The sequence below is a fragment of the uncultured Sphingomonas sp. genome (assembly GCF_964243315.1).
In the GTDB taxonomy this organism is placed as follows: Bacteria; Pseudomonadota; Alphaproteobacteria; order Sphingomonadales; family Sphingomonadaceae; genus Sphingomonas.
Genome location: NZ_CAXTEM010000025.1, coordinates 21,407 through 44,698, shown reverse-complemented (window position 1 = coordinate 44,698; position 23,292 = coordinate 21,407). Strand labels below are relative to the sequence as shown.

Here is a 23,292-nt window from a genome sequence, read left to right as displayed (position 1 = left end):
AAGGCCCGGCGCGGGTGTTCGACTGCGAGGAGGATACGTTCGCGGCGGTCGAGGCACGCCAGATTCGCGAAGGCGAGGTGGTGGTGATCCGTTACGAGGGGCCGAAGGGCGGGCCGGGCATGCGCGAGATGCTGTCGACCACCGCCGCGCTCTACGGGCTCGGCATGGGCGAGAAGGTGGCGCTGATCACCGACGGGCGGTTCTCGGGCGCGACCCGCGGCTTCTGCATCGGCCATGTCGGTCCGGAAGCGGCGGATGGCGGGCCGATCGCGCTGGTCGAGGACGGCGACATGATCCGGATCGATGCAGAGGCGGGGACGATCGACCTGCTCGTCGCCGACGACGCGCTGGCGGCACGCCGGGTGACGTGGCAGCCGCGGGTCAACGACTATCAGTCGGGGGCGCTGTGGCGCTATTCGCGCAACGTCGGTCCGGCCTGGCAGGGCGCGGTGACGCATCCGGGCGCGGCGGCGGAGCGGCACGTCTATGCAGATATCTAAACGGAAATGACGCCGATCGACGGTCGCCCGATCCTGACCGCGGTGGCGATGCGCGCGGCGGAAGAGGTGGCGATCGCGGGCGGAACGAGTGTCGACGCGCTAATGGAGAGGGCGGGCGGCGCGGTGGCGGCTGCGGTCCAGCGGCTCGCGGGCGGGCGCGAGGTGCTGGTGCTGTGCGGGCCAGGGAATAATGGCGGCGACGGGTATGTCGCCGCGGCACGGCTGCGCGCGGCTGGGGTGCCGGTGCGGGTTGCGGCCAGCGGTCCGCCGCGCACCGATGCGGCGTCAAGGGCGCTTGAGGCTTGGGGTGACGGCGTCGGCGACCTTGGCGACGCGATTGCCGCGCCGGTGCTCGTCGATGGGCTGTTCGGAACCGGACTGACGCGGCCGCTGGAGGCGCCGGTCGCTGCCGCGCTGCGTCGGCTGGCGAGCGAGGCTTGGCTGTCCATCGCGGTCGATCTGCCGAGCGGGGTCGCGACCGACGATGGCGCGGTGCTGAGCGAGCCGCCTTGTTTCGGACTGACGCTGGCGCTCGGCGCGGCAAAGCCGTTGCATTTGCTGCAACCTGCCGCGCGCTATGCCGGGGCGGTGCGGGTGCTGGACATTGGCGTCGGGGTTGGCGGCCCGGTGCGTGCCATGGCGCCACCGGTGCTGGCGCCACCCGGGCCCGATGCGCACAAATTCACCCGCGGGATGGTTGCGATCGTGTCGGGTGCGATGGGCGGGGCGGGGGAACTGGCGGCGATTGCGGCGCTGCGGGCGGGCGCCGGCTATGCGCTGTTGCTCGGCGGGAGCGGGACGACGACGCATGCGGTGGTCCGGCGCTCGTTTTCCGCGGCGGCATTGGCGGATCGGCGGATCGGCGCGCTGCTGATCGGACCGGGGCTTGGCCGCGACGACGAGGCGCGGGAACAGCTGGCGGCCGCGCTCGGCTCGGGGCGACCGCTGGTGATCGATGGGGATGCCCTGCACCTGACCGATCCTGCCGCGCTGCGGGCGCATGGCGGCACGATCGTGCTCACGCCGCATGAGGGCGAGTTCCGCGCGATGTTCGGCGACATGGCGGGCAGCAAGATCGATCGCGCTTTTGCCGCGGCGGCGGCAGCGGGTGCGGTCGTCGTCTACAAGGGCGCGGATACCGTGATCGCGGCGCCCGACGGTCGGGTCTGCGTCGCCGGCGCGGCGAGCGCGTGGCTCTCCACTGCGGGAAGCGGCGACGTGCTCGCGGGTGCGACGGGTGCGATGATCGCAAGCGGGCTCGATCCGTTCGCGGCGGCATCGGCGGCGGTATGGCTGCACGCCGACGCGGCGCGGCGCTGCGGCGGGAGCTTCGTCGCCGACGACCTTGCCGCCGCGCTCTCCGCTGCTAGGGCGGCGCTATGACCGAAATCCTTCGCGTCGCCGCGCGCGGCGATGGCGTGACCGCCGATGGGCGTCACGCCGCCTTTGCCGCACCCGGCGACATGCTGACCGATGACGGCGTCGTGGTGCCCGGCCCGCATCACCAGGTGCCGCCCTGCATCCATTTTCCGGCGTGTGGCGGGTGCCAGCTCCAGCATCTCGACGATGCCGCCTATGCCGCGTTCGTGACCGACCGGGTGTTCTCGGCGCTCGACGGGCAGGGGCTGTCGGCACCGATGCGCCCGCCGCTGGTGTCGCCGCCGCGGACGAGGCTGCGGGCGACGCTGCATGCAGACGGCAAGGGCGGCCGCATCACGCTCGGCTTCACCGAGCAGGAAAGCCATTCGATCGTCGACATGAAGATGTGCGAGATCCTCCATCCGGCGCTGTTTGCGCTGGTGGCGCCGCTTCGCGGGTTGCTGAGGCAGCTCGGGTTGCGGCGGCGGGCGGACATCCACCTCGCGCTGATCGATCAGGGTCCCGATGTGCTGGTATCGGGAATCGCCGCCGAGGGGCTGGCAGCGGCGGAGGCGATCAACGCGTTCTGCGAGCGCCACGGCGTCGCACGATTCGCGATCGACGACGGCATGGGGCCGGAAACACGGTGGGAGCCGGATGCGGCGACGATCACGCTCGGGGGGGTTCCCGTGCCGTTTCCGCCGGCCGCGTTCCTACAGGCGACCGGCGAGGGTGAGGCGGCGCTGGTCGCGGCGATGCGCGAGGCGGTGAGCGGCGCGGCGACGGTGGCGGATCTGTTCGCCGGGCTCGGCACCTTCGCGCTGGCGCTGCCGGGCAAGATCTATGCGGCGGAGGGTGCGCGCGATGCGCTCTATGCGCTGAAGGCGGCGGCGGGGCGTGCGCGGCGGCCGGTGTTTCCCGAGCATCGCGATCTGTACCGCCGGCCGCTGACCACCGCCGAGCTCGACCGGTTCGATGCGGTGATCATCGATCCACCGCGGTCAGGCGCGCGAGAGCAGATCGAGGCGATGGCGGCGACCAAGGCGCCGGTGATCGGCTATGTTTCGTGCAATCCCGGGAGCTTCGCGCGCGATGCGAAGATACTGTGCGAGGCGGGGTGGACGCTGGATTGGGTGCAGCCTGTCGGGCAGTTTCGGTGGTCGACGCATGTCGAACTGGCGTCGCGGTTCGTGCGAGCTTGATCCACTCGCCCTCGCCCTCGCCCTCGCCCTCATCCGTTCGTCCCGAGTAGCTGTCGAGTAGCCGCGTAGCGGCGTATCGAGACGGCATATCGAGGGATGGGTTGTCGCGCGTAACCTGTACCTCGATACGAGCTCTCGATACGCTCCTTGCAGGAGCTACTCGATCTCTACTCGGCACGAACGGGTCAAGTAGGTGCCGTCATCCGGCAGGATAGCTCGCCGACACGAAGAACAGGCCGTCGGGCGGCGCGTTGAGGCCGAGGCGGGCGCGGTCGCGTGCGGCGAGGACGGCGCCGACCTGATCGACGGTCCAGCGGCCCATGCCGACCAATGCGAGGCAGCCGACCATCGAGCGGACTTGGTGATGTAGGAAGGAGCGTGCCTCGGCGTGGATCGCGATGCGGTCTCCAAAACGGACGACGTCGAGGCGGTCGAGGGTGCGGACCGGGCTGTCGGCCTGGCAGTGGGCGGAGCGGAAGGTGGTGAAGTCGTGACGCCCGACCAGCAGGTGCGCGGCGCGGTGCATCGCGATCGCGTCGAGCGGCTGCGGCACCTGCCACGCCTTGCCCGCTTCGTGGGTCAGCGGCGCGCGGCGGTTGACGATGCGGTATTCATAGGCGCGGCCGGTGCAGGAGAAGCGCGCGTGCCAGTCGTCCGGGACGGCTTCACAGGCGAGGATCGCGACCGGGGCGGGGCGGAGGAGGGCGTTGAGCGCCTCCATCAGGCGGAATGCTTCGACGGGCTTGTCGACGTCGAGGTGCGCACGCATCGCCAGTGCGTGGACCCCGGCGTCGGTGCGGCCCGCGGCGTGGACCGCGACTGTCTCGCCGGTCATCGCCGCGGCGGCGGTCTCGATCGCGCCCTGGACGCTGGGGCCGTGCGACTGGCGCTGCCAGCCCATGAAGGGCGCGCCGTCATATTCGACGGTCAGGGCGAAGCGGGTCAAAGCCGGGTGCCGACCGCGACCGGGAAGCCCCTGAGCAGTTCCGCGGTGGGACCCGCGGAACGCCCGGCGCGCTGGACCAGCGTCGGGCGGATCGCGCCGGTGCCGCAGGCAATCGCCATTCGCTCGTCGAGGACGGTGCCGGGTTCGCCGTCGCCATGCTCGATCTCAGCGGCGAGGATCTTCACGCGTTCGCCCGCGATCTCGATCCAGGCGCCGGGCGCGGGATTGAAGGCGCGGACCGACCGCTCGATCGCGATCGCGGGCTGGGCGAAGTCGATCCGTGCCTCGGCCTTGTCGATCTTGGGGGCGTAGGTCATGCCGTCCTCGACCTGGGGGACCGCGGGGTAGCTGGGTAGATCGGCAAGGACCTCGACCATCAGGCGCGCGCCCAACGCGGCGAGTTCGGTGGTGAGATCACCCGCGGTCTTGCGGTCGATCGGCGTGCGGCCCTCGAGTCGGACCGGGCCAGTGTCGAGGCCAGCCTCCATCTGCATGATGCCGACCCCGGTCTCCACGTCACCGGCGAGGATTGCGCGCTGCACCGGCGCCGCGCCACGCCAGCGCGGCAGCAGCGAGCCGTGGACGTTGAGGCAGCCGTGGCGCGGTGCGGCGAGGATCGGACGCGGCAGGATCAGGCCATAGGCGGCCACGACCGCGACATCGGTGTCCAGCGCGGCGAAGGCGGCCTGCGCTTCGGGGTCGCGCAGGGTGGTCGGGGTGCGGACGTCGATGCCGAGCGCCTCGGCGCGATGCTGCACCGGGGAGGCGACCAGTTCACGGCCGCGACGCCCGCCCGGTCGCGGCGGCTGGCAATAGGCGGCGGCGACCTCGTGACCCGCGGTGACGAGCGCGTCGAGCACCGGCACCGCGAAGTCCGGCGTTCCCATGAAGACGATACGCATGGGCTGGGCTTCAACGCGCTGGCGCCGCCTCATGCAAGCCCCTATCTGTCGGTCATGGCGTCACCCGAGATCGAAGCGTTGACCCAGGCGCTGGCAAGGCTGCCGGGGCTGGGTCCGCGATCGGCGCGGCGTGCGGTGCTGCATCTGTTGAAGAAGCGCGAGGCGGCGATGGGGCCGTTGCTCGCGGCGCTGGCGGCGGTCGACGAGCGGCTGGCGACGTGCGCGGTTTGCGGCAACGTCGACACCACCGATCCCTGCTCGATCTGCGCGGACACACGGCGCGACGCGCGGGCGCTGTGCGTCGTCGAGGAGGTCGCCGATCTGTGGGCGCTCGACCGGTCGCGCCTGTTTCCCGGACGCTATCATGTGCTCGGCGGCCGATTGTCTGCTTTGGAGGGGGTACGGCCGGAGGATCTGACGATCGATTCGCTGGTGCGGCGCATCGAGCAGGGGGGCATCGACGAGGTCGTGCTCGCGATGAACGCGACCTTGGAGGGACAGACCACTGCGCACTACGTCGCCGAGCGGATCGAGCGGTTTCCCGTGCGGGTCACGCAATTGGCGCACGGGCTGCCGGTCGGCGGCGAGCTCGATTATCTGGACGAGGGCACGCTGGCGCAGGCGCTTCGCGCGCGCCGCCCGGTGGGTTGACGCTGGGCGAGAGCTTTCCTAGCTGACCGGGATGGCCGTCCTTCCGATCGTTGAAATTCCCGACCCGCGGCTGCGCGCGGTCTCCACGCCGGTCGAGGCGGTCGACGACGCGACCCGCGCGCTGATCGCGGACATGTTCGACACGATGTACGATGCGAACGGGATCGGGCTCGCCGCGATCCAGGTCGGGGTCGCGTCGCGCGTGCTGGTGATCGACCTGCAGGACGAGGAAGGCGAGGACGGCAAGCCGATCCGCGCGCCGCGGGCGTTCGTCAATCCGGAGGTCTTGTCAGTCAGCGAGGAGGTGTCGGTCTACAACGAAGGCTGCCTGTCGATCCCTGAGCAATATGCCGAGGTCGCCCGGCCCGCGAGTTGCCGGGTGCGATGGCTGGACGAACAGGGCGGGCAGCATGAGCAGGAGCTCGACGGGTTGCTGGCGACATGCATGCAGCATGAGATCGACCATCTGAACGGGGTGTTGTTCATCGATCACATCAGCCGGCTGAAGCGGGATATGGTGATCAAGAAGCTCAACAAGATGCGCAAGTCTGGCGGGTAAGTAGCGGGCTAAGCTGACTTTCTTTACTCCTCCCGAATTTAGAACAGCCCTTCGATCTGTCCCTTATCGTCGAACCGGATCGATTCCGCCGCGGGCATGCGGGGCAGGCCGGGCATGGTCATGATCTCGCCGCAGATCGCGACGACGAAGCCGGCGCCGGCGCAGAGCCTCACCTCGCGGACCGGGACGATATGGCCGGTCGGAGCGCCGAGTGCGGCGGGATCGGTTGAGAAGCTGTACTGCGTCTTGGCCATGCAGACCGGCAGGTGGCCATGCCCCGCCGCTTCCCAGCGCGCGAGCTGCGCGTGGACCGCGGGATCGGCGACTGCGGCCTCGGCGCGGTAGATGCGGGTGGCGACGGTTTCGATCTTGGCGAACAGCGACAGATCGTCGTCGTAGAGCGGCGCGAATTGCGAGATGCCGTCGGCGAGCGCGACGACGCGCTCGGCTAGCGCGGTGGCACCGGCGCCGCCATCGGCCCAATGGGTGCAGACGATCGCTTCCGACCCGTGATCGGCCGCGATCGCGGCGATTGCGGCGAGTTCCTCGTCGGTGTCGGTGGGAAAGCGGTTGATCGCGACGACCGCGGGAACCCCGAACTGGCGGATGTTCTCGAGATGGCGGACGAGATTGACCCCGCCGCGCCGGACCGCGTCGACGTCTGCGCGCCCGAGATCCGCCTTGGCGACGCCGCCGTTCATCTTGAGCGCGCGGACGGTCGCGACGATCACCACCGCGGCGGGGCGCAGCCCGGCCTGGCGGCACTTGATGTCGAGGAATTTCTCCGCGCCGAGATCGGCGCCGAAGCCGGCTTCGGTGATGACATAATCGGCGAGCCGCAGCCCGGTACGCGTTGCGATCACCGAGTTGCAGCCATGCGCGATGTTGGCGAACGGGCCGCCATGGACGAGGGCGGGGTTGCCCTCCAGCGTCTGGACGAGGTTGGGCTTGATCGCCTGGGCGAGCAGCACCGCCATCGCGCCGTCGGCCTTCAGGTCGCGCGCGGTGACCGGGCGTTTGTCGCGGGTGTAGCCGATAACGATGCGGCCGAGTCGCGCCTCCAGATCGGCGAGGTCGTCGGCGAGGCAGAGTATCGCCATGACTTCGGAGGCGACGGTGATGTCGAACCCCGATTCGCGTGGAAAACCGTTGGCGAGGCCGCCCAGCGACTGGGCGATGTCGCGGAGGGCGCGGTCGTTCATGTCGAGTACGCGGCGCCAGACGATCCGGCGCACGTCGATGTCGAGCGCGTTGCCCCAGTGGATTTGATTGTCGATCATCGCTGCGAGCAGGTTGTGCGCGCTGGTGATCGCGTGGAAATCGCCGGTGAAGTGGAGGTTGATGTCCTCCATCGGCACCACCTGCGCATAGCCGCCGCCCGCCGCGCCGCCCTTGGTGCCGAAGCAGGGCCCGAGCGAGGGTTCGCGCAGGCACAGCATCGTGCGCTTGCCGAGCAGGTTGAGCGCGTCCGCAAGCCCGACCGAGGTGGTGGTCTTGCCCTCGCCGGCGGGGGTGGGGTTGATCGCGGTGACGAGGATCAGCTTGCCTTGCGCGTCGTCGGGTCCGAGCGCGTCGACGTCGATCTTCGCCTTGTGGCGGCCATAGGGCTCGACGGCGTCAGCGGGGATGCCGGCGCGGTCGGCGACCTGCTGGATCGGCCGGATCGCGGCGGCGCGCGAAATCTCGATGTCGGATAGCATGCGGCTGTCTACCGCAGCATTTCGGCGGGGCAACTATCCTCTGTTCCTGCGCGCATGTTCAATCTATGTTCCTGCCACGGAACGAGTGGGGACGAGTGGTGATCGAGTTGTTTTTGGCTGCGCTTCTGGCGCTCGTCGCCGGGCTGGCGATCGGGTGGCTGGTGGCGGGGCGGCGCGCATCGGCGCTGGCGAGCGACCTGGCGGTGGCGCAGAGCCGCGCCGCGGATGCCGAACTGGTGCGACAGGCGCGAGATGCGGTGGAGCGCGAGCGCAACGATGCGATGCAAGAGCTGGCGGCGCTTCGCGCGCAGACCGGCGAGCGCGACGCGGCGCACCAGGCGACGCTCGCGGAACTGAAGCAAGCCCGTGAGGCAATGACCGCGCAGTTCGGGGAGGTCGCCAACAAGCTGCTCGGCGAGGCGCAGCGGACGTTCCTGGAGCGGGCCGATGCGCGGTTCCGCCAGTCGGAGGAGACGGCGGGGCAGAATTTGAAATCAATGCTGCAACCCGTGAGCGACCGGCTGCAACGCTACGAGGAGGCGGTCGGCAAGGTCGAGACCGAGCGCAAGGGTGCGTTCAGCGAGTTGAAGGGCCAGATCGAACAGATGCGGCTCGGCCAGGAGAAGGTCAGCACCGAGGCCGCCAAGCTGGTCAATTCGCTGCGTAATGCACCTAAATCGCGGGGGCGCTGGGGCGAGCAGCAGCTGAAGAACGTGCTGGAGACCTGCGGCCTGAGCGAACACACCGATTTCCAGACCGAGGTCAGTGTTTCCGGCGGGGACGAGGGCGGGCGGCTGCGCCCCGACGCGATCATCCGCGTGCCCGGCGGGCGGGCGCTCGTAATCGACGCCAAGGTGTCGCTTAACGCCTATCAAGACGCGTTCGGGGCGGTGGACGACAGCGAGCGGGTGCGCGGGCTCGGGCTGCACGCGACGTCGATGCGCGCGCACGTCAACGGGCTCGGCAACAAGGCCTATTGGAGCCAGTTCAAGGACGCGCCCGATTACGTGATCATGTTCGTCCCCGGCGAGCATTTCCTGTCGGCGGCGCTCGAACATGACCCGACCCTGTGGGATTTCGCGTTCGAGAAGCGGGTGCTGCTGGCGACCCCGACCAACCTGATCGCGATCGCGCGGACCGTTTCGGCGGTGTGGCGGCAGGAGAAGCTCGCCGACGAGGCGCGACGGATCGGCGAGTTGGGTAAGGAGCTCTACGACCGGCTGGCGAAGGCGGCGGGCGATCTGCGCAAGGTCGGCGGCGGGCTAACGTCGGCGGTGAACAACTATAACAGCTTCGTCAGCAGCTTCGAGAGCCGGGCGCTGGTGAGCGCGCGCAAGTTTCGCGACCTGAACATCGAGACCGGCGCGCGCGAGATCGAGGAGGTGCAGCCGGTCGAGGCGCTCGCCCGCTATGGCGATGCTCACGGCGAAGCGGGGGCGCTGATCGAGCAGCGTTAGGGCATGATGACTTCAAGTAGAACCAGCCACTTTGCTCGTCATCCCCGCGCAGGCGGGGATCCAGACTGGCAAGCGTTGCGGTTACATACCGAAGCCAGCCAGTATGGATCCCTGCCTGCGCGGGGATGACGGAGTGGGGAAATGCGATTTCATCCCGCTATAGGGCATGATGATGTCTACTTTACCCGTTCGTGCCGAGTAGGGCTCGAGTAGCTCCTGCAAGGAGCGTATCGAGAACCCGTATCGAGGTACAGGTTCCGCGCGCCAACCAGTCCTTCGATACACCCCTTGCGGAGCTACTCAACGGCTACTCGGAACGAACGGAATCAGCTTGGGCGGACATTATAATGTTTGAGGAAGCGGCCGAGTAGCCACGCGCCTCAGTCGGCGCTGACTGGGATGCCGGACAGCGCCTTGGCGGTGCGGATCGTCAGCGAGGTCTTCACGCTGGCGACGTTGGGCGCGGGGGTGAGGTGGGTGGTCAGGATCTCTTGAAAGCCCTTCAGATCGCTCGCGACGATCTTGAGGATGAAGTCGATCTCGCCATTGAGCATGTGACATTCGCGGACCTCGGGGATCGCGGCGACGTGGGCCTCGAACGCGGTAAGATCATGTTCGGCTTGGCTGCGCAGCGACACCATCGCGAACACGGTGATCGGGAAGCCGAGGCTCGCGGCGTCGAGATCGGCATGATAGCCGCGGATGACGCCGCCTTCCTCGAGCGCGCGGACCCGACGCAGGCAAGGCGGCGCGGTCAGACCGACGCGCTCGGCGAGATCGACATTGGTCATCCGCCCGTCGCCCTGCAGCAGCGACAGGATCTGCCGGTCGATACGATCGAAAGCCATTGCGCTGCGCTCCCCGCCTACTTGCCGATACGCGCCGGCGACCCGTTGCCGTGATAAGAATATTGCGGCGAAACGCAATTGTCCCACAATGCGACGGTGCGGATTTCTTTCGTTTGGGCATCGGCAAAGGCGGCGGTAAGGAATTACGGCTGCGGCAGACCGGCAGTTTCAAGGGATAGATGTGCGCTTCGACGACAGCCTGAACACGGTACTTGCGGCCGACGTGTCCAGCGGTGTTGGCGCGCAGGCGACGTGGCGGCAGCTGGTCGATCTGGTCGGGCGTGGGCGCGTCGTCGCGGACGAGCCGGCGATCGCGCGCTTGCGGATGCTACGCGATGTGGTGCCGGTGGCCGTGCGGGCGGCGAGCGCCCGGTCGCTGGCGTTCGCGACGCCCGGCGCGCGGCTCGTCGGTTTCTTCGCCGAGGACGTGCTGCCGGTGTCGGCGGCGGTGCTGTCGACCGCGACCTTGCCGGCGAAGGAATGGACCGCGATGCTGCCGCGGCTGACCCCGGCGGGGCGGTCGATCTTGCGCAATCGTCGTGACTTGCCCGGCGAGGTGGTGCGCGCGCTCGAGAGTTTCGGGTCGACCGATTTCGTGCTGCCCAACCATGCGCCGGCCAACGACGATGCTGTCGAGGGCGAACGGGCACCGGACGAGGCGACGCCGATCGCGCCTACCGAGCCCGCCGCGGATATCCCGCTGAGCGCGACGCCGTTCGTGGCGCTGGGCGTGGTCGCGCGCGGCCTGCCGCTCGTCGCGGAGGCACTGCGTCAGTCGCGAGCACCGGCGGTCGAGCCCGCCACCGGAGATCGGTTCGAGATCGCCGACCTCGTCGCGCGGATCGACGCGTTCAACCGGAAGCGGGAGGAGCAGCCCGTTGCGCCGCCCTCCGATACACCTCGCGCCGCCTCGTTCCGCCTCGCCACCGATGCCGCCGGCGTGGTGGTGCAGGTCGATGGCGTCTCGCCCGCCGCTCTGGTCGGCTTGTCGCTCGCGCATGCGGTGCGGCAGGGCATGGTCAGCGTCGACGCGGTGATGAGCGGGGCACTGCGTCGTCGCGCGCGTTTCACCGACGCGCGCATCGATATCGATGGCCATTCGGATGCCGCCGGTTCTTGGCGGGTATCGGGAGCGCCGGCGTTCGACGAGCGGACCGGGCGCTTCATCGGCCTGCGCGCCACGGCGCGGCGACCGCGCCTAGACGAGCGATGCGAGCCGGCGATCGATCGGCAGGCGGCGTCCGACGCGCTGCGTCAACTGGTTCACGAGCTGCGCACGCCCGCCAACGCGATCTCGGGGTTCGCGGAACTGATCGAGGCGCAATTGCTCGGCCCGGTCGATGCCGCCTATCGGGAGCGAGCGATCGTGATCCGGGACCAGGCCGCGCGACTGATCGCCGCAATCGAGGATCTGGATACCGCGGCACGCATCGAGGGCGGCGCGCTCGATCTGCGCCCGACCGCCTTCGCGTTCCTGCCGATGATCGAGCGCGTGATCGCGGATCTCGCACCCCTGGCAGCGCTGCGGAGGGCTGTGGTTGCGCTCGAAGCGGACGATGACGCACTGGTGCTCGCCGACGATCGCGCGGTGGAGCGGCTGGTGTCGCGATTGCTGGCGACGCTGGTGTCTGCGGCGCGCGCGGAAGAAACGATCGGGGTCCGGCTCGATCGACCTGACGGCGACGCAGCAACACTGGCTTTCGATCGACCCGCTTCGCTTGTCACCGATGCGGACGAGGGGTTGCTCAGCATCGGCGTCGAAGCGGTGGATGACGATGCGCCGCTGCTCGGCACCGGGTTCGCGATCCGGCTGTCACGCAATTTGGCGGTCGAGCTCGGCGGGGCGCTGACGATCGGGGCCGATAGCCTGACGCTGCGGCTGCCGATCGCTGGCGTGGCGCGCATGGATCAGGCGGCGCGTTGACGCCATTGCCGTACCGAGTGCCGCCGCCGGCACCGGACAGCCTGATCACATGGCCAGCATCGTTCGGCACGCGGTTCCTGGTGTGCGTCGATGTCGAGGAGGAGTTCGACTGGCGCGCGCCGCTCGACCCACGCAATCGATCGACTGCTGCGATGAGCGCTTTCCCCGCGGCGCATCGGTGGTTCGCCGATCGGAGCGTCGGGCTCGCCTGTTTCGTCGATCACCCGGTGGCGAGCGACGCCCGCGCGGTCGACATCCTCCGCGGCGTGGCGGCGGACGGGCGCAGCGAAATCGGGGCGCAGCTCCACGCCTGGGTGACACCGCCCTATGCCGCCGCGGTCCCGGGTGACAGCTATGCCGGCAACCTGCCCGTCGCGGAGGAGAGGGCGAAGCTGGCGGCGCTCACCGGCCTGCTTCGCGAGGGCTTCGGCCGGACGCCACGGATCTATCGCGGCGGGCGCTACGGAATCGGTCCGAGGACGCTACAATTGCTGCGGGAACAGGGATTTGCGATCGATAGCTCGGTGCGGGCGCGATACGATTATCGTGCGGATCTCGGCCCCGACTTCGGCACGCTCGGTAATGCGGCTTACCGGGTCCAGGGCATGATCGAGCTGCCGTTGACGAGCGTGTTTACCGGCAGGCTGCGCGGCGTCGGCCCCGGGTTGTACCGGGCGCTCGGACGGGTGCCGCGCGGGCGCGGGGCGGCGGCGCGGAGCGGGTTGTTGCAGCGGGTCGCGCTCACACCGGAGGATATGCCGATCGCGGATGCGCTTAAAGCCGTGACCGTGGCGGCCGGCGATGGCGAGCGGCTGCTCAACTTCTCGTTCCATTCGCCAACGCTGATGCCCGGCAATACGCCCTATGTGCGCGATGCCGCCGATCTGGCGCGGTTCTGGCGGTGGTGGGAGGCGATGCTGGCGCATCTCGACCGGCTGGGGGTGCGGGCGACGACGATCGAAGAGATCATCGCCGCCAGCGATCAGGCGGGTACGCCGTAGAGATCGTGTTCGTCGGCATCCTCGATCGTGACCGGCACGATGTCACCGAGCTTCAGGTGGCCGGCATCACGCAGGAATACTTCGCCGTCGATCTCCGGCGCATCGGCTTCGGATCGACCAGTCGCGCCGCCCTCGTCGTCGACCGCATCGATGATGACATCGAGCGTGCGGCCGATCTTGGCGTAGAGCTTCGCGGTCGAGATCGCGGCGGTCTTCTCCATGATCCGGGCGTAGCGTTCTTCCTTCACCGCCTCGGGCACCTGATCGGGCAACGCATTGGCGGCAGCGCCCTCGACGGGCTCGAAGCGGAAGGCGCCGACGCGGTCGAGCTGCGCCTCTTCGAGCCAGTCGAGCAGATACTGGAAGTCTTCCTCGGTCTCGCCGGGAAAGCCGACCACGAAGGTCGACCGGATCGCGATGTCGGGCGCGACCGCGCGCCAGCCGCGGATGCGTTCGAGCACCTTGGCGTCGTTCGCGGGCCGCTTCATTCGCCGCAACACCGACGGCGCGGCATGCTGGAACGGGATGTCGAGATAGGGGAGCACGAGCCCCTCCGCCATCAGCGGGATGACGTGATCGACGTGCGGATAGGGATAGACATAGTGGAGGCGGACCCAGGGCGCGATGCGGCCGAGCTCGCGTGCCAGATCGGTCATGTGCGCGCGAACCTCGCCGCCCGACTTCAACGGCCACACCGAATGGCGCAGGTCGACGCCATAGGCCGAGGTGTCCTGGCTGATGACCAGCAACTCCTTGGTGCCCGCAGCGACGAGCTTCTCGGCTTCGCGGAGGATTGCGTCGGGGCGGCGGCTGACCAGATCGCCGCGAAGCGACGGGATGATGCAGAAGGCGCAGCGGTGGTTGCAGCCTTCGGAAATCTTCAGGTAGCTGTAGTGACGTGGGGTGAGCTTGAGCCCGGCGTCGGGCACCAGATCGAGGAACGCTGACGGCGGGATCGGGGCGGCGTCGTGAACCGCGCCGACGACCTGTTCGTACTCGTGCGCGCCGGTGATTGCGAGCACGCCGGGGAAGCGCGTGCGGATCACATCGGCTTCCTTGCCCATGCAGCCGGTGACGATAACGCGGCCATTCTCCGCGATCGCTTCGCCGATCGCCTCCAGGCTCTCCTCCTTCGCCGAATCGAGGAAGCCGCAGGTGTTGACGAGCACGACGTCGGCGCCCGCGTAATCGGGCGACATGCGGTAGCCGTCGCTGCGCAGCTGAGTCAGGATCCGTTCGCTGTCGACGAGGTTCTTCGGACAGCCGAGCGAGACCATGCCGATCTTCGGCGGGGTGGGGAGTATCGTTGCCATGGGAGCGCGGTCACATAGGCGAGCGGGCGCGGTTTTTCCAGCGCTTGCATAATCGGCGTCGGATGGCGAAGGCGGATCGGGGAGACTGGCGATGCTTGCGATCGGATTGATGTCGGGAACGTCGCTGGACGGCGTGGATGCGGCACTGATCGAAACCGATGGCGAAGGCGTGGTCCGGCCGATCTCATTCCGGGGCGAGCCCTATGCGGATTCGGCGCGGGCGCAGCTCGGCGCGGCGACGACGCGGGCATTGACGTTCGAGCGGCCCGGCGACGATGCCGTGATCAGCGCGGCTGCGGAGCTCAGCATGCGGATCCATGCGCAGGCGGTTAGAGGTCTGCTGCAGGACGCACGGATCGACGCGGCCGATGTTGCGGTGGTCGGTTATCACGGACAGACGATCGCGCATCGCCCGGATCGCGGCTGGACGTGGCAGATCGGCGACGGCGCGGCGTTGGCGGCGGCGGTCGGGATCGCGGTAGTGTCGGACTTCAGGTCGGCCGATGTCGCGGCGGGCGGGCAGGGCGCACCGTTGCTGCCGATCTATCACGCGGCGCTGGTGCGGGATCTTGCCGGGCCGGTCGCGGTGCTCAACCTCGGCGGGGTGGCCAACATCACCTATGTCGGCGGGAACGGCACGCTGATCGCGTTCGATACCGGACCGGCGAACGGGCTGATCGACAGCTGGGTCGAGGCGGAGACCGGGTCCCGGTTCGATGCGGGGGGTGCGTTGGCGGCCGGCGGGCGGGTGGACGAGACCGTGCTCGATTCGATGCTCGACAATCCCTGGTTCGACCTGACCCCGCCCAAGTCGCTCGACCGGAGCGATTTCACGATCCAGCCGGCGCGGGGGCTGTCGGCGGCTGACGGCGCGGCGACGCTGACCGCCTTCACCGCAGCGACGGTGGCGCTGGCACTCGATCACCTGCCGGCGCGGCCGGTGCGGTTGCTGGTCGCAGGGGGCGGGCGGCACAATGCGACGATGCTGGCGATGATCGCGGCACGAACCGGGCTGACGATCCAGCCGACCGACGCGCTGGGGTGGAACGGGGATGCGATCGAGGCGGAGGGCTTCGCCTATATGGCGGTGCGGCGGTTGAAGGGCTTGCCGATCAGCTTTCCGGGAACGACAGGTGTGCCCGAGCCGATGACCGGTGGGGTTTTGTACGATCGGCGGTGAGCGGCCGCCCTATTTCTGCGCCGCGCCGATGCCGCTGCGCAGGACGACGGGCTCGGGGCATTTGTCAACGGTGCGGTAGACGGCGAGGATCTGCGAGGCGCCCGGCATCTCGCCAAGCTTGCGGATCGCGGGCTTGCTCCCTTTGCCGTCGACGAGCGTGGCGCTCGGCAAGCAAGGCTTGCCGTCGCGGGTGACGAGGCGCTGTTGCGCGGAGGCGGCGGACGGCAGCGCGAGGGCGGCGATCAGGATGAGGTGACGCATGCGAAATCCTCCAGTCGTTCATCCTTATACCGCAACGCCCGCACGGCACCAAGACCCGCTCAGCGCTTGCGGGTCAGTTCCCGCATCGCGTCGTCGAGACCGGCGAGGGTCAGCGGGTACATGCGGTCGTTCATCAGCTCGCGCAGGATCTTCACCGACTGCGAGTAGCCCCATTGCTGCTCGGCGACCGGGTTGAGCCAGACTGCCGCGGGATAGGTGGTGGTCAGCCGGTGCATCCAGGTCGCGCCGGACTCTTCATTGAAGTGTTCGACCGAGCCGCCGGGGTGCGTGATCTCGTAAGGGCTCATCGACGCGTCGCCGACGAACACCAGCTTGTAATCGTGGCCGAACTTGTGGAGGACATCCCACATCGGCGTGCGCTCGGCGAAGCGGCGCGTGTTGTCCTTCCATACGCCCTCGTACGGGCAATTGTGGAAGTAGAAGAATTCGAGGTTCTTGAACTCGGACGTCGCCGCCGAGAACAGTTCCTCGCAGAGCTTGACCCAAGGATCCATCGAGCCGCCGACATCGAGGAAGAGGAGCAGCTTGACCGCATTCTTGCGTTCTGGACGCATGCGGACGTCGAGCCAGCCCTGGCGTGCGGTGCCGTCGATCGTACCGTCGATGTCGAGTTCGTCGGCGGCGCCCTCGCGGGCGAAGCGGCGCAGGCGGCGGAGCGCGACCTTGATGTTGCGGGTGCCGAGCTCGCGGGTGTTGTCGAGGTTCTTGAACTCACGCTGGTCCCAGACCTTGAGGGCGCGGCCGTGCTTGCTCTCGCCGCCGATCCGCACGCCTTCGGGGTTGTAGCCCGAATTACCATAGGGGCTGGTACCGCCGGTGCCGACCCATTTGTTGCCGCCCTGGTGGCGTTTTTCTTGCTCCTCCAGACGCTTCTTGAGCGTTTCCATGATCTCGTCCCAGGAGCCGAGCGACTGGATCGCGGCCATTTCCTCGGGGGTGAGATATTTCTCGGCGACCGCCTTCAGCCAGTCGGCGGGGATCTCGGCATTCTCGGTGCCGAAGGTCGTCGCGATGCCGCGGAACACCTTGGCGAAGACCTGGTCGAACTTGTCGAGCAGCCCCTCGTCCTTCACGTACACCGCGCGGGCGAGATAGTAGAAATCCTCGGGGGTGCGATCGATCACGTCGCGGTCGAGCGCTTCGAGCAGGATCAGGTGCTCCTTCATGCTCACGGGGATGCCCGCGGACCGTAGCTCGTCGAGGAAGTTCAGGAACATCGGTCCGGCCTTCAAGAGTCACAAAAGTCGCACCACGCGCGTGAGAGGCGGCGTGACGGTGTCGTCGAGGGTGGATGACAGAAAAGCGGAAGGTAGGACAGGGGGTGGACCAAGGGATGGTTCGTCCGATGCCGATTGTGCTCCCGCGAAGGCGGGAGCCCAGTACTGGGTCCCCGCCTCCGCGGGGACATGGCGATCAGTGCGGGACGTAGGCGTCAATCAGCGCGCCGACGTAATCGGGCTGCCGTGACGAGAGGCTGGGCGCGGGGCGTGCGATCTTTTCGCCGTCGATCGTGGTGCCGTAGATGAAGCCGTGGACCGGGTAGATGCCGCCGCCGAGCCCTTCGACGCCGCGGAACCAGACCCGGACGCTGCTCCAGTCGTTGCCGCGCGAGACGTCGAACAGCGTGACGTCCTGTTCGGCGTGGCCGCGGGCGCCGGTATCGGTGCGCGACCAGTTGGCGTGGGTGAGCATCACCACGCGCTTCTCGACGACGCGGCTGACGACCGCGACATGGCCGAGCGGCAGGCGCGCGGTCTTTTCGAAAACGATCACCGAGCCGATCTTCGGCTTGCTGCCGCGCTGGTAGCGGCCATCGGCCTGACCCCACCACGTCCACGCGTCGCCGTAGATCCGGATCCCGGATGCGGCTCGGGCGAAGGGCACGCATTGGCCGACATAGTCGAGGAGCGACGATGCAGGCGCGGCGCTGGCGGCGAGGAGCGCGAGGGCGGTACTGGGTAACAGCTTGCGCATCGTGACCCCCCTTGTCGCATCGCCGGTCTTGCCGGTCGTTAGCGAGGCGGGGTTGATGGTACGCTAATGTGCGGGTGCGGGGAAGGTAGAGCTTGTTTCGCACATCTTGGTTCCCCGGCGGAGGCTGGGGCCCAGTTGCGGAGGTTGAGGTAACGGAGCGCTTCGTGCTGTCACGAGCGTCTCCCAACTGGGCCCCGGCCTTCGCCGGGGTGGTAAAAACTTGTGTGGCCGTAGACCGATACGCCCCGCTTATTGTGTCCCCGCGAAGGCGGGGACACAGTACTGGACTCCCGCCTTCGCGGGAGCACAACACCGGAGGGTGCTGCGACTCTTTACGGCCGGTTCTGCTGGCGCTTCGCCATGAACGCCAGGCGTTCGAACAGCATCACGTCCTGTTCGTTCTTGAGCAGCGCGCCGTGGAGGGGCGGGATCGCCTTGGTGGGGTCGCGGTTCTGGAGGACTTCGAGCGGCATGTCCTCGTGGAGAAGCAGCTTCAGCCAGTCGAGCAGCTCGCTGGTCGAAGGCTTCTTCTTCAGGCCGGGCACGTCGCGGACGTCGTAGAAGATGTCCATCGCCTTCGACACCAGGATCTTCTGGATGCCGGGAAAATGGACGTCGACGATCGCCTGCATCGTCGCGCGATCCGGGAACTTGATGTAGTGGAAGAAACAGCGGCGCAGGAAGGCGTCGGGCAGTTCCTTCTCGTTGTTAGAGGTGATTACGACGATCGGGCGTTCGACCGCCCGGACGGTCTCCTTGGTCTCGTAGACGTGGAACTCCATACGATCGAGTTCCTGCAACAGATCGTTAGGGAATTCGATGTCGGCCTTGTCGATCTCATCGATCAGCAGCACCGGCGGCGCGGGCTGGGTGAACGCCTCCCACAGCTTGCCGCGGCGGATATAGTTGCCAATGTCGTGGACTCGTTCGTCGCCGAGCTGGCCGTCGCGGAGCCGCGCGACCGCGTCATATTCGTAGAGGCCCTGCTGCGCCTTGGTCGTCGATTTCACGTTCCATTCGATCAGCGGCGCGCCGACCGCCTTGGCGATCTCGTAGGCCAGCACGGTCTTGCCGGTGCCGGGCTCGCCCTTCACCAACAACGGGCGGCGCAGCGTGACCGCGGCGTTGACCGCGACCTTCAGGTCGTCGGTCGCGACATAGCTCTGGGTGCCGTCGAAGCGCTTCATCGTTCGTCCCGTCTCGTTCGAAGATCGGGTACGCGATTGGCTCAAAGCGCCGCGGCGCGCAAGTGCGCCGATCGGCTAAGCGAGCTCAGGCCTCGCGGGCGCTGGCGCGGGCTTCGAGCAGCGACCAGAGGCCACGGTGCTGGGCTAGGAGTTGCTGCGCGCCGAAGGTGATCGCGCGTTCGGTGGCCGGGGTAGAGCCGAGCATCGCGACTGTCGTCGCGGTCTCGGCCTCGATCGGCAATCGGCAGACGGGTATCTCCACGGCGAAGCGGTCTGCGGCGCGCTCCAGTACGGCGCGGATCGCGATCCAGTCGAGCACGAGCGCGGCGGCCGCGCCGGTCGCGCAGCCGCGGCGATCGGATCGGGCCAGCATCTCGAGGGTATGACGTTCGCCGATCAGCGCGGCTTCGGTCTCGGCCTGGCCGGGCGTGGAGGGCAGGGGCCCGGCGGCGGCGGCAAGACGTGCGATCCAGGCACGCTCGCCGGCGAAGGCTTGTGCGATCTCGTCGAGCCAGTCGGCGGCATCGGGCTGTACGGCGGCGGTGATCGCATCGCCGGCGAGCCCCGGCGGGTGGCCGTGGATCGCGCAGATCGCGTGCACCGCGTCGGACAGGTTACGCGTGACCGCGTCGGCGGCGGCGAGACGGGCGACATGGCAGTGCGTGGCGCTGCCGTCGTTCGCGGCCAGGCGAACCAGGAATTCCCAGGTGCTCGCCTGCCAGCCGGCTTGTGCGGTGTCGAACGGCATGGGTCCCCGATGCTTCGTAGCTCGCACGGCCCGAATGCCGCGCACGTTGGTTGTGAGCCCGCCTTCTATACCGAACAGCGTAAAGACGCGGTTTATGGCCGGGTAACGCTGCCGCGACGCGCTTTACCTGGGGCAAATTGGCCGCGATAACGCGCCGGCCCCGGCGATCGCCGGGTGTCGACCACGGAGAGACGGGATGCGTGCATGGGTGCTTGGACTTGCCTTGACGTCGGTGGGGAGCGCCGCGATGGCTGCTGACGAGACCGCCGCGCGGGGCGACCTGACGCTCGCTCGTGTGTTCGGCAATCCGGACCTGTCGGGGCCGCAGCCGCGCGCGCTGAAGCTGTCACCGGACGGATCGCTGCTGACCTTCCTGCGCCCGCGTGCCGACGAGAAGGAGCGGCTCGACCTGTGGGCGCGCGATACCCGCAGCGGCGCCGAGCGGATGCTGGTGGATTCGAAGAAGGTCGGATCGGGCGCGGAGCTGACCGAAGCCGAGAAGATGCAGCGCGAGCGCGCGCGGATCGCGGGATCGAAGGGGATCGTCGGCTATGACTGGGCGCCGGACGGCAAGACCATCCTGGTGCCGCTCGACGGCGATCTTTACCTCGCGGGGCTCGACGGCAAGACGCGGCGGCTGACCGAGACGCCGGGCGGCGAGCTGAACCCGGTAGTGTCGCCGCAGGGCGGCTATGTCAGCTTCGTGCGCGACCAGAACCTGTTCGTGCAGCCGCTGAACGGCGGCACCGCGCTCGCGCTGACCAAGGAGGGCGGCGGCACGGTTCATTTCGGTGAGGCGGAGTTCGTCGCGCAGGAGGAGATGGATCGCCGCACCGGCTATTGGTGGAGCCCCGACGAGCGCCACGTCGCGGTCGAGCGGTTCGACGAGGCCGCGGTGCAGGTCGTGACCCGGGCGTCGATCGGCGCGACCGGGACCAAGACCTACGAGCAGCGCTATCCCGCCGCGGGCACGCCCAACGTTGCGGTCGAGCTGTACGTGATGAAGCCCGACGGCAGCGGGCGGGTAAAGGTCGATCTCGGGCGCGATTCCGACATCTATCTGGCGCGTGTCGACTGGACACCGGACGGATCGACGCTGCTGGTGCAGCGCGAAAGCCGCGACCAGAAGACGCTGGACATGCTGCGGGTCGATCCGGCGACGGGTCGATCGACGGTGCTGTTCACCGAGAAGGCGGGTGCGCGCAGCTGGATCAACCTGTCCGACGATTACCGGCCGTTGAAGGACGGCGGGCTGCTGTGGCGGTCCGAGCGCGACGGCTTCGGGCATCTGTATCGGTGGAGCAAGGCGGGCAAATGGACCCAGCTGACCAAGGGCAGCTGGGTGGTGACCAACTTGGTCGGCATTGACGAGACGCGTGGGAAGATCTGGTTTACCGGGACCAAGGACGACGTGCTCGAACAGCAGCTCTACACGATCGACCTCGCGCGCGGGGGCGAGCCGGTGCGGCTGACCGAGCGCGGCTGGACCAACAGCGCGACGATGGACGGCGCGGCGACCCGGCTTATCGTGACGCGGTCGAACCCCGCGCAGCCGCCTCAGGTGTACCTCGCCGACGCGGCTGGCACGCGGCTGGCGTGGATCAACGAGAATGCGGTGGCGGGTACGCACCCCTATGCGCCGTTCCTGCAGAGCCATCAGCCGACCAAGTTCGGGACGATCAAGGCGGCGGACGGATCGGCGCTCTACTGGGAGATGATCACCCCGCCGCTGGTCGCGGGCCGGAAATACCCGGTGTTCTTCGAACATTATGGCGGCCCCGGCACCGGCCAGATCGTGACCCGCGGGTGGCGGGGGGCGCTGCCGCAGTTCCTGGTCGATCAGGGCTGGATCTATTTCAAGGTCGACAATCGGGGGTCGTACAATCGCGGCAAGGCGTTCGAGGACCAGATCTATCACGGCATGGGGACGGTCGAAGTCGAGGATCAGCTCGCCGGCGCCCGCTATCTCCAGTCGCTGCCGTTCGTCGATGGCGCGAAGATCGCGACCTATGGCTGGTCCTATGGCGGGTATATGTCGCTTAAGATGCTCCAGAAGAACCCGGGCGTCTATGCCGCGGCGGTGTCGGGCGCGCCGGTGACCGACTGGCAGCTCTACGACACCCATTACACCGAACGCTATCTGGGCGACCCCGCGAAGGACCCGAAAAGCTATGCGTCGTCGGCGGCGGTGGCGGAGGCGGAGGCGGACAAGATCCGCGATCCGTTGCTGCTGATCCACGGCATGGCCGACGACAATGTGTTCCTCGACAACTCGACCAAGGTCGCGGCGCGGATGCAAGAGACGAACACGCCGTTCGAAATGATGTTCTACCCCGGCTACACGCACCGCGTGGCGGGGCCGGGGATCAGCGAGCATCTGTGGAGCACGATCCTGCGTTTCCTCGATCGAACCGTGAAGAACGTGCCGGAGAAGAACGGGCCGGCCAACTAAAGCTTGCTGGCACCGCGCGCGCCTCGGGGTTAAGGGGCGCCCGCAGCATAAGGGACTAGGTTATGGGCTATCGGATCGCGGTCGTGGGCGCGACGGGCAATGTCGGGCGCGAGATGGTCAACATCCTCGCCGAGCGGGAATTCCCGGCGGACGAGATCGCGGTGCTGGCGTCGTCGCGCAGCCAGGGCGACCAGATCGAATATGGCGACACCGGGCGGATGCTGAAGGTCCAGAACGTCGAGCATTTCGATCCGGCGGGCTGGGACATGGCGCTGTTCGCGATCGGGTCCGAAGCGACCGCGGTCTATGCGCCCAAGTTCGCGGCGGCGGGCTGCACGGTGATCGACAATTCGTCGCTCTACCGGATGGACCCCGACGTTCCGCTGATCGTGCCCGAGGTCAACGCCGGCGCGATCGACGGCTATCTGGCGAAGAACATCATCGCCAACCCGAATTGTTCGACCGCGCAGATGGTCGTCGTGCTGAAGCCGCTCCACGACAAGGCGCGGATCAAGCGGGTCGTCGTGGCAACCTACCAGTCGGTGTCGGGCGCGGGGAAGGTCGGGATGGACGAGCTGTTCGAGCAGAGCCGCAACATCTTCGTCGGCGACCCTGCGGTTGCGAACAAGTTCACCAAGCAGATCGCGTTCAACGTGATCCCGCACATCGACAGCTTCCTCGACGACGGATCGACCAAGGAAGAATGGAAGATGGTGGTCGAGACCAAGAAGATCCTCGATCCCAAGATCAAGGTGAGCGCGACGTGCGTGCGGGTGCCGGTGTTCGTCGGCCATTCGGAGGCGATCAACATCGAGTTCCACGACGAGATCTCCGCCGCGGAGGCGAAGCGGATCCTGCGCGAGGCGCCGGGCATCATGCTGATCGATAAGCATGAGGATGGGGGCTACATCACGCCGATCGAGGCGGCGGGCGACGACGCGACCTATGTCAGCCGCGTCCGCGAGGATCCGACCGTCGACAACGGCCTGGTGCTGTGGTGCGTCAGCGACAACCTTCGCAAGGGTGCGGCGTTGAACGCGGTGCAGATCGCAGAACTGCTCGGGCGGCGGCATCTGAAGAAGGCGGCGTAACGGCGAGAGGCAGGCG

General features: G+C 68.1%; 21 protein-coding genes. 11 read left to right on the top strand and 10 right to left on the bottom strand.

What is annotated here, in order from left to right; genetic code table 11:
- The 3 genes from ACFE77_RS09385 to ACFE77_RS09375 form a co-directional block, all read left to right on the top strand.
- A partial coding sequence (locus tag ACFE77_RS09385; RefSeq protein WP_375421371.1) for a dihydroxy-acid dehydratase occupies positions 1 to 500 on the top strand: 500 nt, incomplete at its 5' end.
- A gap of 6 nt (positions 501 to 506) precedes the next feature.
- Positions 507 to 1,883 (top strand): NAD(P)H-hydrate epimerase, encoded by a 1,377-nt coding sequence (locus ACFE77_RS09380; RefSeq protein ID WP_375421370.1) that lies wholly within the window; start codon positions 507 to 509, stop codon positions 1,881 to 1,883.
- Positions 1,880 to 3,061: a class I SAM-dependent RNA methyltransferase gene (locus tag ACFE77_RS09375; protein ID WP_375421369.1), complete on the top strand. Its 1,182-nt coding sequence runs from the start codon at positions 1,880 to 1,882 to the stop codon at positions 3,059 to 3,061. Before ACFE77_RS09380 ends, ACFE77_RS09375 begins: the two co-directional genes overlap by 4 nt.
- Positions 3,062 to 3,260: 199 nt before the next feature.
- On the opposite strand, the gene truA is transcribed toward ACFE77_RS09375, so the two are convergent.
- The gene (gene truA, locus ACFE77_RS09370) at positions 3,261 to 4,007 is read right to left on the bottom strand and encodes a tRNA pseudouridine(38-40) synthase TruA (protein WP_375421368.1); all 747 of its coding nucleotides are present in this window, start codon (positions 4,005 to 4,007) and stop codon (positions 3,261 to 3,263) included.
- On the bottom strand, positions 4,004 to 4,909 hold the full coding sequence (gene fmt / locus ACFE77_RS09365) for a methionyl-tRNA formyltransferase (RefSeq protein WP_375421367.1): 906 nt from the start codon (positions 4,907 to 4,909) through the stop codon (positions 4,004 to 4,006). Before fmt ends, truA begins: the two co-directional genes overlap by 4 nt.
- Before the next feature lie 54 nt (positions 4,910 to 4,963).
- Between fmt and recR the strand changes: the two genes are divergently transcribed.
- Together recR and def are read left to right on the top strand one after the other, a co-directional pair.
- Positions 4,964 to 5,560: a recombination mediator RecR gene (recR, locus tag ACFE77_RS09360; RefSeq protein ID WP_375421366.1), complete on the top strand. Its 597-nt coding sequence runs from the start codon at positions 4,964 to 4,966 to the stop codon at positions 5,558 to 5,560.
- A 31-nt stretch (positions 5,561 to 5,591) separates the two neighbouring features.
- Positions 5,592 to 6,119: a peptide deformylase gene (gene def / locus ACFE77_RS09355; RefSeq protein ID WP_375421365.1), complete on the top strand. Its 528-nt coding sequence runs from the start codon at positions 5,592 to 5,594 to the stop codon at positions 6,117 to 6,119.
- A gap of 38 nt (positions 6,120 to 6,157) precedes the next feature.
- Here the strand turns inward: def and ACFE77_RS09350 are convergent, their stop codons facing one another.
- Positions 6,158 to 7,819: a formate--tetrahydrofolate ligase gene (locus ACFE77_RS09350; protein WP_375421364.1), complete on the bottom strand. Its 1,662-nt coding sequence runs from the start codon at positions 7,817 to 7,819 to the stop codon at positions 6,158 to 6,160.
- 65 nt (positions 7,820 to 7,884) lie between these two features.
- Between ACFE77_RS09350 and ACFE77_RS09345 the strand changes: the two genes are divergently transcribed.
- A complete protein-coding gene (locus tag ACFE77_RS09345) occupies positions 7,885 to 9,276 on the top strand; it encodes a DNA recombination protein RmuC (RefSeq protein ID WP_375421363.1) in 1,392 nt (463 codons plus the stop codon).
- Positions 9,277 to 9,656: 380 nt separating this feature from the next.
- Here ACFE77_RS09345 and ACFE77_RS09340 read toward each other — a convergent pair whose 3' ends face one another.
- Positions 9,657 to 10,124, bottom strand: a complete 468-nt coding sequence (locus tag ACFE77_RS09340; RefSeq protein ID WP_375421362.1) for an Lrp/AsnC family transcriptional regulator — start codon at positions 10,122 to 10,124, stop codon at positions 9,657 to 9,659.
- 181 nt (positions 10,125 to 10,305) lie between these two features.
- Between ACFE77_RS09340 and ACFE77_RS09335 the strand changes: the two genes are divergently transcribed.
- Positions 10,306 to 12,048 carry a sensor histidine kinase gene (locus tag ACFE77_RS09335; RefSeq protein WP_375421361.1) on the top strand — a complete coding sequence of 581 codons (1,743 nt, stop codon included), beginning with the start codon at positions 10,306 to 10,308 and terminating at the stop codon, positions 12,046 to 12,048.
- The gene (locus ACFE77_RS09330) at positions 12,045 to 13,049 is read left to right on the top strand and encodes a WalW protein (protein WP_375421360.1); all 1,005 of its coding nucleotides are present in this window, start codon (positions 12,045 to 12,047) and stop codon (positions 13,047 to 13,049) included. The genes ACFE77_RS09335 and ACFE77_RS09330 overlap by 4 nt, the downstream gene beginning before the upstream one ends.
- On the opposite strand, the gene rimO is transcribed toward ACFE77_RS09330, so the two are convergent.
- Positions 13,031 to 14,362 carry a 30S ribosomal protein S12 methylthiotransferase RimO gene (rimO, locus tag ACFE77_RS09325; RefSeq protein ID WP_375421359.1) on the bottom strand — a complete coding sequence of 444 codons (1,332 nt, stop codon included), beginning with the start codon at positions 14,360 to 14,362 and terminating at the stop codon, positions 13,031 to 13,033. The two genes, ACFE77_RS09330 and rimO, sit on opposite strands and share 19 nt — an antisense overlap.
- Positions 14,363 to 14,453: 91 nt before the next feature.
- Between rimO and ACFE77_RS09320 the strand changes: the two genes are divergently transcribed.
- Positions 14,454 to 15,542, top strand: coding sequence for an anhydro-N-acetylmuramic acid kinase (locus ACFE77_RS09320; RefSeq protein ID WP_375421358.1), 1,089 nt, complete (start codon positions 14,454 to 14,456; stop codon positions 15,540 to 15,542).
- 9 nt (positions 15,543 to 15,551) lie between these two features.
- On the opposite strand, the gene ACFE77_RS09315 is transcribed toward ACFE77_RS09320, so the two are convergent.
- From ACFE77_RS09315 to ACFE77_RS09295, 5 genes are all read right to left on the bottom strand, one after another.
- Positions 15,552 to 15,803 (bottom strand): hypothetical protein, encoded by a 252-nt coding sequence (locus tag ACFE77_RS09315; protein ID WP_375421357.1) that lies wholly within the window; start codon positions 15,801 to 15,803, stop codon positions 15,552 to 15,554.
- 59 nt (positions 15,804 to 15,862) lie between these two features.
- Positions 15,863 to 17,041, bottom strand: a complete 1,179-nt coding sequence (locus ACFE77_RS09310; RefSeq protein WP_375421356.1) for a VWA domain-containing protein — start codon at positions 17,039 to 17,041, stop codon at positions 15,863 to 15,865.
- Positions 17,042 to 17,237: 196 nt separating this feature from the next.
- Positions 17,238 to 17,798 carry a CHAP domain-containing protein gene (locus ACFE77_RS09305; protein ID WP_375421355.1) on the bottom strand — a complete coding sequence of 187 codons (561 nt, stop codon included), beginning with the start codon at positions 17,796 to 17,798 and terminating at the stop codon, positions 17,238 to 17,240.
- Positions 17,799 to 18,130: 332 nt separating this feature from the next.
- Positions 18,131 to 18,985, bottom strand: a complete 855-nt coding sequence (locus ACFE77_RS09300; protein WP_375421354.1) for an AAA family ATPase — start codon at positions 18,983 to 18,985, stop codon at positions 18,131 to 18,133.
- 85 nt (positions 18,986 to 19,070) lie between these two features.
- Entirely contained in the window at positions 19,071 to 19,733 is a 663-nt protein-coding gene (locus tag ACFE77_RS09295; RefSeq protein ID WP_375421353.1) for a DUF6975 family protein, read from the bottom strand.
- Positions 19,734 to 19,929: 196 nt separating this feature from the next.
- Here ACFE77_RS09295 and ACFE77_RS09290 point away from each other — a divergent pair, with 196 nt between their 5' ends.
- The gene (locus ACFE77_RS09290; protein ID WP_375421352.1) at positions 19,930 to 22,185 is read left to right on the top strand and encodes a DPP IV N-terminal domain-containing protein; all 2,256 of its coding nucleotides are present in this window, start codon (positions 19,930 to 19,932) and stop codon (positions 22,183 to 22,185) included.
- Between the two features lie 62 nt (positions 22,186 to 22,247).
- Entirely contained in the window at positions 22,248 to 23,276 is a 1,029-nt protein-coding gene (locus ACFE77_RS09285; RefSeq protein WP_375421351.1) for an aspartate-semialdehyde dehydrogenase, read from the top strand.
- Positions 23,277 to 23,292: the final 16 nt, after the last annotated feature.